Origin of the sequence: Alteromonas gracilis, from assembly GCF_002993325.1 — a bacterium.
GTDB classification, from domain to species: domain Bacteria; phylum Pseudomonadota; class Gammaproteobacteria; order Enterobacterales; family Alteromonadaceae; genus Alteromonas; species Alteromonas gracilis.
Window position 1 is genome coordinate 37071 of the sequence record NZ_PVNO01000027.1, and the last position, 12050, is coordinate 49120.

The window sequence follows — 12050 nt, forward strand, 5'->3', positions numbered from 1 at the left end:
TGTACTGTTGGTTACTTTTTGTTTAAAAATCAATATAGCACATTGTTTAAAAATGTAAGCGCCCAATAAATAAAAACAAAAATACATAATCGTCAGCTATATCTATAGAGCACTGCTCAGGTCTAGCCTGTTGCAAGTAAGGTCAAGAAAACGTGTGATGCCGTGTAGATTGATGTTGATTCAGTAGGCTATGTACAACAAAAATAGCACACAGGCTCACTGCAATGGCTACCGCAACAGACGAGAACCGATAAAGCGCACTGTATATAATATCTTGTTGGGGGGAAAGTGACTGTCCGTACAAGATGCCAAAGGTGGTAAGTACACCAAAGCCGGTCCCCGCGCCACCACCGTTCAAAACGTGCTGCCGACTTACAAAAAAGACCAATATCCACAGGCTAAAACTAGCGAAAAATAACGTATCGCTGTAATTCAGCAAAACCAGCTGCGCGAGCAGGGCAAGGTTACACCCAATCAAGGTGCCTATTGCTCGCTGCCAACCACTCATGGTGGCCCCTTTCCAGCAAAGAGGGAACAGAATCAGTATGCTCGCTGCTTGCGCCGAAATAGAATCAACTAAATCGAAGGTTTGAAACACAGCAAAAGATAACGTAGCCACTGTCGTGCATAAGATAACTTCGTGTCGGATGCTCGCTTGATCTTTAGAGACCTTAGGCGGTGGTGTTCGCGGTGCTCTATCGGGGAATATTAGGTGCAAGGCAAAAGCGATGCCTAGAGCAAGTAAAATTGCGCCAATATTTGAAATCACCAACGGATAAATGTCTATTCCATCGTTACTGTAACTTGCGAAGTGCAGCTGTAACGACAGCCCAACCAGAGAAAATGCGCCAAACAAAAATAATGTGCCCTTACTCATTTGCCAAAATAAAAAAGCAAAGGTTGCTGCGATTAATGGTGTAATAAGCAGCGGGTGGGTGCCAAACAAACCATACACTACTAGCACAACCATTGCCGGGAACACGGTCGCTGCAAGAAACTGTCTTATTATGTGCCCATTTAAAACGGCTACCAGCCCTAACAACAAGATGGGATAAAGGGTAAAAAATATCGGGTTCGGCCAGTCCATTGCCTTAGATATCGTAAACCCGAGAGTCGCGCCGCTGGCAATTCTGAGCATCTGTTGAACATCATTTTCGCTAAGTTGTGTTTTCATAACCTGTTTTAGTAGATGTAATGCAATAAACTGATAAAGCGAATTTGAACATTCGCGACAAAACTTTCAATGGGGTTATTAGGAACAATTTGAACCGTCGCCCGGGCACCACTGGTCAAACGATTTAATGGCGCTTCACTTTCATCTAAGCTGATATGAACGCGCTGGCGCTGCGCGTCACGCACCCATCGGTTCGATTTTTCAACTGTGGCTAGCGTGCCATTTGCTGACAGTTGGCCATCACTAACGCCAGCCTCGAAATCTTCCACCTGCGCCGCAAACACCTTCCCAGGTATCGCATCAAAAACAACTTTGGCACGCACGCCTTTTTCTACACTGGTTAGCGACTTTTCTCTAAAGTCAGCAACCAAGTCAAGCTTGTTATCTACAACAGATGCAAGGGGAACGCTTTGTTTGGCATAGGTTCCTTTTGTCACCTGCATGTTTGCCATAATGCCTTCGTGCGGAGCCTTTATTCTGGTGTATGCCAGATTTAATTCTGCACGATTTAGCGCGTTGCGAGCTTCCCGATATTTGAGGTTACGTTCTCCTTTTTCTCCCCTAGCTACAATCTGCTGGTTTAACTCAGCTTTAAGTGCGCTTAAATCTGCCTCTGCGCTTTGAAGTTGGGCGTTAGCTTTATCCACGTCTTGTTGAGAAACGACGTTGCTTTCTATTAAGGTGTTTAATCGTTGATATTCACTTTTGCGTTCTACGAGTATGGCAGTCGCGGCTGCTATTCTTGCCTTCATTGCGTCCACCTGGGCGTCAATTTGAGCATTTTCTTGTGCCACATTCGCCAATTCAATCTGCGCTTTTTCAAGCGCAATATTGTAGGGAGTATCGTCAATTTCGAACAATACTTGCCCTTTTTTAACGTGTTGATTGTTGCTTACTAAGACCTTAATGATTGGGCCATTAAGCTGAGGTGATATTTGTGTAACCTGATGGTACACCCTTGCCTGGGGTGTCATTGGCATGCGGATATCAGCAACTACGAAATAGATAAAACAGGCAGCAAAAGCTACTAACGCTAGTTTTACGTATCTTGCAAAAGCTTGGTCGGGTGTTCTTTCACTCACTAATTCGCCTCCAGAAGCCGAACGGCATTTTGCTCAATTTTGTTAATACATAGAGCCATAATATTTAGCTCCTCGTCGGATATACCTGCATAGACCTCATCCCGCAGCGCGGCGAGCGTGCTTTCTATATCGTTCATACGACCTTTTCCCATTGGTGTGAAATAAAGCAAACGGCTTCGCTTATCGTTTTCATCAACAATGCGTTTGATCAACCCCGCGGTTTCTAATTGCTTGATCGTTCTAGTGAGACTCGGCATCTCTATTTCAAGACTTTCCGCTAGCATTTGTTGGGTACATCCTTCGCCAAGCAAAGCCATATGAATCATCACACGCCACCTCGATTCAGTGAGGTCAAGGTGGGCTACAGATTTGGTGACCGTTTTTCTGCATCTCCTTGAAGTTCGTGCAAACAGTGCGATTAAGTGAAGCGGCATCGGTTCTGAAAACATCTTCGTAATACTTATTAATTTATTTAGCATGCTAAGTATTTTATTTGGTTAGCATGCTAAGTAAATGGTTGTGGGACGAATAGGCTAATAAGTTCGTTGAGCGTCTACGTGAAGGTTTTCGTTAAATAGAATGATAAAAATTTGAAGACATCTTTAAAATTAAACCGTCGATTCATTTAACCCTTCATGAGACAGGTGCTACGTAATTTCGCTCTACTGTTACGCCCAGTAAAATGCTAAAATCCGCGCAATTAATTACCAAGCCGTATCAAGCGTTTCACCGCAATATACAATTTGCGCGGACAAGCATTGCTTATCCGATATAAAACGCGCCTGTAAGTTATTGGTTTACAGGGATAATAGATAACGAAGATAAGTATTGATGTCAGATAAGAAACTTCTAGAAGAGATTAAAAAGCGACGTACGTTCGCAATCATATCGCACCCGGATGCGGGTAAAACCACCATTACTGAAAAAGTACTGTTGTTCGGACGTGCGCTTCAGACCGCAGGTACTGTAAAAGGTAAAAAATCAGGTCAGCATGCTAAGTCTGACTGGATGGAGATGGAAAAAGAGCGTGGTATCTCGGTAACTACCTCGGTCATGCAGTTTCCTTACAGCGACCACTTGGTAAACCTGCTGGATACCCCGGGGCACGAAGACTTCTCTGAAGATACGTATCGTACGCTAACTGCCGTTGACTCGTGCCTTATGGTAATCGACGCCGCGAAAGGTGTAGAAGACAGAACTCGTAAGTTAATGGAAGTCACTCGCTTACGCGATACACCTATCATTACTTTCATGAACAAGCTTGACCGTGATATTCGGGATCCCATGGAGCTGCTTGATGAAGTGGAGACCGAGCTTGATATATTGTGTGCGCCAATTACTTGGCCAATTGGCTGTGGTAAGAGTTTTAAGGGTATATATCACCTGCATCGCGATGAGACTATTTTGTATCAAAGCGGCCATGGCCACACTATCCAAGAGGTTCGTATCATTAAGGGGTTAGATAATCCTGAACTCGATACTGCCGTGGGTAGCGATCTTGCTGAAACCTTGCGTGACGAGCTTGAACTTGTGCGCGGTGCATCAAATGAATTTGATCAAGAGCTATTCCGTGAAGGTCAGTTAACGCCCGTATTCTTCGGCACAGCATTGGGTAACTTTGGCGTAGACCACATGCTTGATGGTTTGGTTGAATGGGCGCCAGCGCCACTAGGCCGTGAGACAGAAGAAGGCACTATCGAAAGCACTGACGGAAAGTTCAGCGGATTCGTATTTAAGATTCAGGCCAACATGGACCCGAAACACCGCGACCGTATTGCGTTTTGTCGTATTGTGTCTGGTAAGTACGAGAAAGGCATGAAAATGCGCAACAGCCGGTTAGGCAAAGATGTGCGTATCTCCGATGCATTGACCTTCTTAGCCGGTGATCGTTCACTGCTAGAAGAAGCGTATGCTGGCGACATTATTGGCCTGCACAACCACGGTACTATTCGAATTGGCGACACTTTCACGTCAGGTGATAACTATCGTTTCACCGGTATTCCAAACTTTGCGCCCGAGCTATTTAAACGTATTCGCTTGAAAGATCCGCTTAAGCAAAAGCAACTACTTAAGGGCCTTATTCAGCTTTCAGAAGAAGGGGCGGTTCAAGTATTCAGACCGCTGGCTAACAACGACTTAATTGTTGGCGCGGTAGGTGTTCTGCAGTTCGACGTAGTTGTGGCTCGTTTAAAAGCCGAATACAACGTAGATGCGCTATACGAGCACATTAACGTTTCAACGGCTCGCTGGGTTTACTCAAGTAATGAGAAAAAACTAGATGAATTCCGCCGCAAAGGTGAGCAGAACCTGGCGTTGGATGGAGGCGATAACTTAACGTATATCGCACCGACTATGGTGAATTTGCAGCTAGCACAAGAACGCTACCCAGATATCCAATTTACGAACACGCGCGAAAATTAAAGAAATATACATTATGAATATACATGCACTATTAGTTAATCGTTTCACTGAAGCTCTGCAAGAGATGGGCGTAGAGAATGCGCCAGTACCCGTTTCGCGCAGTGCTCGACCAGAGTTTGGTGAATACCAGTTTAATGGCGCTATGGCACTGGCGAAACAGCTAAAACAAAAGCCACGTGATATCGCAGATAAAATTGTTGAGACAGTGAAGCTTGACGATATTGCCAGCAAATTAGAAGTAGCGGGCCCCGGTTTTATCAACGTTCATCTAAATGACGCATGGCTGTCTAACCAGTGCGAGCTATCGTTGACCGACCCTCGCTTAGGCATTGCAAAGTCGCCGGAGCAAAACATTGTCGTAGATTACTCATCGCCTAACTTAGCGAAAGAAATGCACGTAGGTCACCTGCGTACTACCATCATCGGCGATGCCGTTGTTAAGGTACTTGAGTTTTTAGGTCACAATGTAATTCGCCAAAACCACATGGGCGACTGGGGCACCCAGTTCGGCATGTTGCTGGCGCACCTTTCAGACAAACTTCAAGAAGAAGTGGCAGAAACCGCGCTGTCTGATCTTGAAGACTTTTACCGTGAAGCAAAAGTTCGCTTTGACGAAGAAGAAGGCTTTGCCGACCGCGCCCGTGAATACGTAGTTAAGCTGCAGGGCGGAGATGCGCAGTGCCTCGCACTGTGGGAAAAGTTCATTGACGTGTCTATCGCTCACTCTGAAGAAGTGTACGACAAGCTAAACGTAAGCCTTACCCGCAAAGATATTATGGGGGAGTCGGCTTATAACGACGACTTGGCCAACGTAATCAGCGACCTCAAAGCAAAAGGCATCGCTGTAGAAGATCAGGGAGCGCAGGTTGTGTTTATTCCTGAGCTTGCCGATAAAGAAGGTAACCCTGCCGTTTACATCGTTCAAAAATCCGGTGGTGGATACCTGTACGCAACGACGGACCTTGCGGCAATGCGCTATCGTAGCGGCAAATTAAACGCTGACCGTACGCTTATTCTTACTGACGCTCGTCAGGCCCTGCACTTCAAGCAAACTGAAATTGTAGGCCGTAAAGCAGGCTTCATGAAAGAAGAACAAACTTACGAGCACTGCCCGTTTGGTATGATGCTAGGCAGTGACGGTAAGCCATTTAAAACCCGTACCGGTGGCACGGTTAAATTGGTTGAACTGCTTGATGAAGCGGTTGAGCGAGCAGGCAAACTGATTGCCGAGCGTGACAACGATTTAAGTGAAAGCGAGCTTAAAGAAGTTGCACGAAAGGTAGGTATTGGCGCAGTAAAATACGCTGACCTATCTAAGAACCGCACAACTGATTACATGTTTAACTGGGACTCAATGCTAAGCTTTGAAGGCAATACAGCGCCTTATCTGCAATACGCCTATACCCGTGTGAAAAGCTTGTTCAGAAAAGCGGGCGTTGATATGGCAACAATGCCAGTTGATATTAATATTGTTGAGAAACAAGAGCATGCGCTCGCTGTGCTGCTCATGCAGTTTGAAGAAGTAATTGGCATGGTATCGCGCGAGGCGACCCCTCACGTGTTGTGTACTTATCTCTACGATGTGGCGTCAGCATTCATGACATTCTACGAAGCCTGCCCAATGTTAAAAGAAGGTATTGAGCCAGCGGTACGCGACAGCCGTTTAGCATTGTCAGCGTTGGTTGCCAAAACATTAGAGAAGGGATTAGCTCTACTAGGTATTGAAACACTAGAAAAAATGTAGTGTTCGCGGTACAACATAGATATCGATATTGAAGAGGCTGGCATTGATTGTCAGCCTTTTTTATGCGTAACACAAACGACCAAGACACTTAGCTTGTCGGCTTTAATAAACATTTTTGTATCCCAATTAAAACCGATAGGCCGATATATTCTTATAAAGCAGATGATAAAAAATACAACGCAAAAAAGAGACAGGAAATTCTAATGACAAAGATCCTTGCATTTGCAGGCAGTACCCGTAAAGGTTCATTTAACAAAGCCATTGTGAACGTAGCCGCTGAAGGTGCACGAGAAGCTGGCGCAGAGGTTACCGTAATTGACTTGGCTGATTATCAAATGCCAATATTTAATGAAGACGAAGAAGCTGAGTTTGGTATGCCTGAAAGAGCACAGGCATTTAAAGAGCTACTCATGAGCCATGATGGGTTTCTCATTGCATCACCAGAATATAACTCAAGCTACCCCGCACTGCTAAAAAATGCCATCGACTGGGCATCGCGCATGGGGGAAGGAGAAAAGCCATTGCAAGCCTATCGCGGTAAAGTGGCTGGTATTATGGCGGCATCTGCCGGTGGTTTAGGCGGTATGCGTGTGCTTGTAGTACTGAGAATGCTACTTGAAAATCTAGGCACTATGGTACTGCCAAATCAAAAAGCTATCGCAAAGGTTGATTCGCTTATGGAAGATGGCGCAATTACAGACGAAAAAACGATAAAGCAGCTTAAAAATTTGGGGAAAGAAACCGCCGTGTTGGCTAGTAAGCTTGGCTGAGGCATGAGTTTAGGGTAGCTGGAGTAAGCCGCACGCGCTCTAGCTATCTTCACCGCAGATTTCCTATCCATGCTAAATAAGTGTGCGTTTGCTATTGCCTCGACTAGAGAGTGCGCTACCCAATATGAGAAACAGTTAACACCATCAAGCCCCTTCATTGCCTATTCCAGAAAAATAAATTTCAATTCACAAAACGACGTAAAACCCAACCCATGGACAGTCGTCATTACCGCTTTGATGTCATAGTCTAGCTCTGTGCATTTGCACATCAACTTAATTGAAAAAAAGGAGCTTTATTATGGAAGAACTCAACATTAAAGAAATCGATGCAGTCGCGGGTGCAGGCGTAGTTGGCGATATTATGTATGGTATCGGTTACGGCGCTGGCTATGCAGGTGGCTATTTTTATAGCCATGTAATGACGTCTAACCGTTGGTTAGATGATGTCGCTGAATTCGTACTACCTTAAGGAATTATTTTATGGAAGAGTTAAATCAAGAAGAACTAAATCAATGTAGCGGCGGTTATTTAGGGCATGTGTTGACCTATATGTCTTTGGTTGATTTGGCCTATGATTTCGGTCGAGGATTTGGCAACGGATTCTACGATGGTGCAAACGAGCCAGAAATTCCTTAGTATTGATTGAGCAGGCTTTGGTCTGCTTTTTTAGTTTTATTTAAGCATGGACAAAGGCTAATAATCATGGACAAGAAAAATTACAGCAACATAGCATTTTGGTTTCTTGCGGTGATAAATATTATCTCTCTCTTTGAGAGTATTATTTCAACCGAGGGGTTCTCGCTTTTAAAAGAGCCTGAGTTTCAAAACCTACTTTTACTCGCAATTCTCAAAAAACTTGCGTATCGCTCAAGTGAAAGTGCATTGGAAACAGACAACATTATATAACGTGTTGTTTCTCGAACTCTCTGTATAATTTTGACGCTAGGTGTCGAAGGAAAGCCGCTGAATCGAGTGCGGCTCTCTTACTATGTTTCACACTTTTACATATAAATTAGTGGATGCCGCGCTTTGTTTCCAAGTAGCTAGCAAAGCTGCCAAGCCAGTGGCTTCCCATGTAGTGCATATCACCAAATACAGCATCTAATCCTGCTTTACGGTGGGCTTTTAGTGTTTTTTCCAATACGGGTATGCGCTCATCACCCTCTGGCAAGGCTTCCATTATGCCTTCAATCATCCATGCTCGGCTAATATTCAGCCCGTCTAGGTGAGCGAGTTTGCCATCCGTTTTATCCGTCACCGTGGCGGGAGAGAGCCAATTTGATGTTTTAGATGTGAGGCCAGGAAAGAACGCTGAGAGCCATTGGCTATAGTCTTTTTTAGACATTACTCGGCGCATTAAGTCAGCTTCGGCCAAACAAGGCGACAGGAAATCTTGTCCCGAGGGCTCGTAGGCTAGGGGACACTGCTTGTCAGACTGATAATAATCTTTCACTTTAGACATTAACAGCGCTTCAAATTCCTCATTACTTGACGTTTTTGCCCAATCTAACATGAGGCCGAAAGCAAAGGCGGTTTGGCTGTGTTCACCTGTGCGAATAGGGTAAGCTAATTTGGGTAACCATGTACTTATTCTAACTACAATTTCTTTCTCAAGAGGCAGTAGCGTGTCCAGCCATACTTTTGCCTCTGGAATAGAAGACTGACGCAATTCCGCGGTTAACTGCAGAAACCATGCAAGACCGTAAGGACGCTCAAACGACGCATTATTTTCACGCTTAAGGCTCTTTAACTCACCTTGAATATTTCTGGGAGTAAAGCTGGCGTTTAGTTTTTTAATAATCTCGTCATTGTTCACCGTGTCTTGTGCTGTGTTAAGCATTCTCACTAACAACCAGTGGCCATGAACCGACGAATGCCAGTCTAAACACCCATAAAAAGCAGGGTAAAGTTGACGTGGTGCCTTAACATCGTCGCCATCATTCATCATGTGTTTCACTACATTGGGAAACTCTTGATGAATACAGTGAAGCGCGAGATTTGCAAAAACGCTCTCGTAGTCATTTTCAATAATTTTCGAAGAGCCTGAGTTAATTTCTTTAGCTGCGGCGGGGCTTACGGCATTAGCGTTAGTAGATGCGAAAGCACTGTTGATAGTCAACACTGTAGTAAACGCGAACGCGCTGTAAACGACGGTTTTTATTTTCATAATGATTTGGTTAGCTTGTAAGATTACATTGTAACCAATGTATATTGGTAAACATTACAGATAAAGTGCTGCGCGATATATAGCGCACAGACACTTTAAACTGCGAACGTTATGGTATTAGCACAGTTTCATCGCAGTGGAATATTTCTCAGTTCAACATTATATGGGTCGGGTGAACCTATGGTCTCTTGCACCCATTCTGCGCTGTAGTAAGTATCGGAGTAACGCTCACCGCTATCGCACATGAGGGTAACGATTGACCCAGCTTCGCCGTTTTCGCTCATTTGCTTGGCAATACGTAGCGCCCCCCATAAGTTCGTGCCTGTAGAGGGGCCGGCTTTAATTCCCATGGTATTGTTTAACCAATGCATGGTGGCAACGCTGGCCGCGTCGGGAACCGCAATCATCTCGTCAATCACGTCGTGTTGAAAAGAGGCTTCTACTTTAGGGCGGCCAATTCCTTCTATGCGGCTTCCTTTCGTTGCTGTTAGCGTGTGATCTTTTGTTTTGAAACTTTCAAAAAACACACTGAATTCAGGATCGACGACTACAAGTTTGGAAGCTAGACCTTTGTAGCGTATGTAGCGGCCTATTGTTGCCGACGTGCCGCCTGTGCCTGCACTCATTACTATGGTGTGAGGCACAGGATGAGGTTCAGCTTTCATCTGCTCAAAGATACTTTCAGCAATATTATTACTGCCGCGCCAGTCTGTAGCACGTTCAGCGTAGAGGAACTGATCCATAAAATAGCCGTTAAGTTCTTTCGCTACCTTAGTGGCTTCGCTGTGCATTTGAGTAGGGCAATCTACAAAGTGACACTGCCCTCCGTATCGCTCAATAAGTGCTATTTTACTTTGGGCGGTAGACTTAGGCATAACGGCAACAAAGGGGACACCAATCATTTTGGCGAAGTAAGCTTCAGATACTGCAGTACTGCCCGATGAAGCCTCAACAACCGTTGTTCCCTGCACAATTTTTCCATTGCAAAGGGCGTATAGAAAAAGTGAGCGGGCGAGGCGGTGCTTTAAACTCCCCGTAGGGTGCGTGCTTTCATCTTTTAAATAGATATCGATATTTTTGAACGCTATTGGCGCTAGTTTAATTAGATGCGTATCAGCCGAGCGTTGATAATCAGCGTTAATAGTATTGATGGCTTGTGTAACCCAGCACGTCATGTAGACCTCCTCATTGTTAATGACAAGGGTATCAATGCGATTAGAGAAATAGCGTTTAATTTTTTTGTTTTAATAGTGATTATTTAGAAAAAAATTCTCTATTTTGTTCGTATTGTAAAAAATTAAAAGGTTGGTGTGTCTGCTTGACAGAGAAATTTTGGAAACAAAGAATTTCAGCAACCTAGCTATTCTTGATATCTTTGTACCTTATCCCTTGCCCCTCACTAGGTACCAAGTAACAACATGAAGACTACATTGCTTTTTACAGAAATAGCTTTTCTGTTCACGACGCTATTAGGTGCGCAAATTAGTGCAGAAGAGATTAACACGCTTAAAGTGGCCACATTTAACGTAAGTATGGAGGCCACCAATTATAAAGCCCTGGGCATGGAGCCAAGCGATGAAGTACTTCAACATGTTCTCTCAACGGGCGAGCACAGCCAAGTCAAAAATATTGCCGAAATTATTCAACGCGTAAACCCTGATATCTTGATGCTGAACGAATTTGATTACATTGCTGATAAAAGTAAAGGGGTAGAGGCTTTCGTTAAAAACTACCTGAACGTCTCGCAACGCGGTCTTGAACCGGTTGATTACCCTTATACTTATGTGGCAACAGTTAACACCGGCGAGCCGACAAAGTTTGATTTAGACAACAATGGTAAAGCGGAAGGTTTTGGTGGAGACGCTTACGGGTACGGGCTTTATCCAGGGCAGTATGGAATGGCGCTATTATCAAAGTACCCTATTGATGTAGATAGCATACATACCTTTCAGAAGTTTAAGTGGCACCATATGCCTCACCCGCAGGTGCCCGTAATTCCGGACAAGAACGGTAATACAGGCCAAGACACGCCTTGGTATGATGTAGAAGAGTGGGCCGCGCTGAGATTGAGTTCGAAATCGCACTGGGATGTGCCAGTGAAAGTGGGAGATAAAACCGTACACATACTGGCTATGCATCCAACGCCACCCAACTTTGATGGGAGCGAGGACCGTAACGGTAAGCGCAACTATGATGAAATTAGACTCATGGCAGATTACCTGTCGCCTGATAAAGGAACATACATCTACAACGATAATGGCGAGAAAGTAAGCCTAACAGAGAACGCGCGCTTTGTACTTGTTGGTGATTTCAACGCGGCAGATATTGGGGATAAACATCGCGAAGGCGTAATTGAGCAGTTGACCGAACATCCATTAGTTAATAACGACACTATTCCAACAAGTGCAGGTGGTGCAGCCGTATCAGGAGCCGAGTTTAGTAACCGCTTTACCGCCTATTGGGGAGCCAGAGCTGACTATGTTTTACCATCTCGTTATGGCTTCCATGTGAACGATGCTGGCGTTTTCTGGCCTGCAAAAACAAGTGACCTATATCGATTGGTTAAAGACCGTGAAGCCAGTTCAGATCATAGGCTAGTCTGGGTAAGCTTGTCGCTAGAACAAGATAAATAAAGGACATTAATCGACGGCCCATTATTTACTTATTGTTTCATATCACTAGTAATGGCCGC

General features: G+C 44.6%; 12 protein-coding genes. 7 read left to right on the plus strand and 5 right to left on the minus strand.

Annotated features, from left to right (window positions below; translation table 11 throughout):
• Window positions 1–142: 142 nt before the first annotated feature.
• The 3 genes from C6Y39_RS13530 to C6Y39_RS13540 are packed head-to-tail and all read right to left on the minus strand — an operon-like array spanning window position 143 to window position 2735.
• Entirely contained in the window at window positions 143–1174 is a 1032-nt protein-coding gene (locus tag C6Y39_RS13530) for a DUF2955 domain-containing protein (protein ID WP_105931790.1), read from the minus strand.
• Between the two features lie 8 nt (window positions 1175–1182).
• Window positions 1183–2256 (minus strand): HlyD family secretion protein, encoded by a 1074-nt coding sequence (locus tag C6Y39_RS13535; RefSeq protein WP_105931791.1) that lies wholly within the window; start codon window positions 2254–2256, stop codon window positions 1183–1185.
• Window positions 2256–2735 (minus strand): MarR family winged helix-turn-helix transcriptional regulator, encoded by a 480-nt coding sequence (locus C6Y39_RS13540; RefSeq protein WP_338065014.1) that lies wholly within the window; start codon window positions 2733–2735, stop codon window positions 2256–2258. The genes C6Y39_RS13535 and C6Y39_RS13540 overlap by 1 nt, the downstream gene beginning before the upstream one ends.
• Before the next feature lie 352 nt (window positions 2736–3087).
• On the opposite strand from C6Y39_RS13540, the gene prfC reads away from it, so the two are divergent.
• The 6 genes from prfC to C6Y39_RS13560 all read left to right on the plus strand — a co-directional run bounded on the left by prfC (window position 3088) and on the right by C6Y39_RS13560 (window position 8097).
• The gene (prfC, locus tag C6Y39_RS13545) at window positions 3088–4677 is read left to right on the plus strand and encodes a peptide chain release factor 3 (RefSeq protein WP_105931792.1); all 1590 of its coding nucleotides are present in this window, start codon (window positions 3088–3090) and stop codon (window positions 4675–4677) included.
• Between the two features lie 13 nt (window positions 4678–4690).
• A complete protein-coding gene (argS, locus tag C6Y39_RS13550; protein WP_105931793.1) occupies window positions 4691–6421 on the plus strand; it encodes an arginine--tRNA ligase in 1731 nt (576 codons plus the stop codon).
• A 203-nt stretch (window positions 6422–6624) separates the two neighbouring features.
• Window positions 6625–7191, plus strand: a complete 567-nt coding sequence (locus C6Y39_RS13555) for an NADPH-dependent FMN reductase (RefSeq protein WP_105931794.1) — start codon at window positions 6625–6627, stop codon at window positions 7189–7191.
• A gap of 298 nt (window positions 7192–7489) precedes the next feature.
• Window positions 7490–7660 carry a hypothetical protein gene (locus tag C6Y39_RS18770; RefSeq protein ID WP_167390660.1) on the plus strand — a complete coding sequence of 57 codons (171 nt, stop codon included), beginning with the start codon at window positions 7490–7492 and terminating at the stop codon, window positions 7658–7660.
• Between the two features lie 11 nt (window positions 7661–7671).
• Window positions 7672–7827 (plus strand): lactococcin G-beta/enterocin 1071B family bacteriocin, encoded by a 156-nt coding sequence (locus C6Y39_RS18775; protein WP_167390661.1) that lies wholly within the window; start codon window positions 7672–7674, stop codon window positions 7825–7827.
• Window positions 7828–7893: 66 nt separating this feature from the next.
• Window positions 7894–8097 (plus strand): hypothetical protein, encoded by a 204-nt coding sequence (locus tag C6Y39_RS13560; RefSeq protein WP_105931795.1) that lies wholly within the window; start codon window positions 7894–7896, stop codon window positions 8095–8097.
• A gap of 106 nt (window positions 8098–8203) precedes the next feature.
• Here the strand turns inward: C6Y39_RS13560 and C6Y39_RS13565 are convergent, their stop codons facing one another.
• Entirely contained in the window at window positions 8204–9358 is a 1155-nt protein-coding gene (locus C6Y39_RS13565; protein ID WP_105931796.1) for a DUF2891 domain-containing protein, read from the minus strand.
• 128 nt (window positions 9359–9486) lie between these two features.
• On the minus strand, window positions 9487–10533 hold the full coding sequence (locus C6Y39_RS13570; RefSeq protein WP_105931797.1) for a PLP-dependent cysteine synthase family protein: 1047 nt from the start codon (window positions 10531–10533) through the stop codon (window positions 9487–9489).
• A 243-nt stretch (window positions 10534–10776) separates the two neighbouring features.
• Between C6Y39_RS13570 and C6Y39_RS13575 the strand changes: the two genes are divergently transcribed.
• Window positions 10777–11991 carry an endonuclease/exonuclease/phosphatase family protein gene (locus tag C6Y39_RS13575; RefSeq protein WP_205664204.1) on the plus strand — a complete coding sequence of 405 codons (1215 nt, stop codon included), beginning with the start codon at window positions 10777–10779 and terminating at the stop codon, window positions 11989–11991.
• The last annotated feature ends 59 nt before the right edge of the window (window positions 11992–12050 follow it).

Bases quoted from the DNA above. Each gene is read 5' to 3' on its own strand.
- C6Y39_RS13530 (WP_105931790.1), bottom strand. From the start codon at position 1,174: ATGAAAACACAACTTAGCGAAAATGATGTTCAACAGATGCTCAGAATT.
- C6Y39_RS13540 (WP_338065014.1), bottom strand. From the start codon at position 2,735: ATGCTAAATAAATTAATAAGTATTACGAAGATGTTTTCAGAACCGATG.
- prfC (WP_105931792.1), top strand. From the start codon at position 3,088: ATGTCAGATAAGAAACTTCTAGAAGAGATTAAAAAGCGACGTACGTTC.
- argS (WP_105931793.1), top strand. From the start codon at position 4,691: ATGAATATACATGCACTATTAGTTAATCGTTTCACTGAAGCTCTGCAA.
- C6Y39_RS13555 (WP_105931794.1), top strand. From the start codon at position 6,625: ATGACAAAGATCCTTGCATTTGCAGGCAGTACCCGTAAAGGTTCATTT.
- C6Y39_RS18770 (WP_167390660.1), top strand. From the start codon at position 7,490: ATGGAAGAACTCAACATTAAAGAAATCGATGCAGTCGCGGGTGCAGGC.
- C6Y39_RS18775 (WP_167390661.1), top strand. From the start codon at position 7,672: ATGGAAGAGTTAAATCAAGAAGAACTAAATCAATGTAGCGGCGGTTAT.
- C6Y39_RS13560 (WP_105931795.1), top strand. From the start codon at position 7,894: ATGGACAAGAAAAATTACAGCAACATAGCATTTTGGTTTCTTGCGGTG.
- C6Y39_RS13565 (WP_105931796.1), bottom strand. From the start codon at position 9,358: ATGAAAATAAAAACCGTCGTTTACAGCGCGTTCGCGTTTACTACAGTG.
- C6Y39_RS13570 (WP_105931797.1), bottom strand. From the start codon at position 10,533: ATGACGTGCTGGGTTACACAAGCCATCAATACTATTAACGCTGATTAT.
- C6Y39_RS13575 (WP_205664204.1), top strand. From the start codon at position 10,777: ATGAAGACTACATTGCTTTTTACAGAAATAGCTTTTCTGTTCACGACG.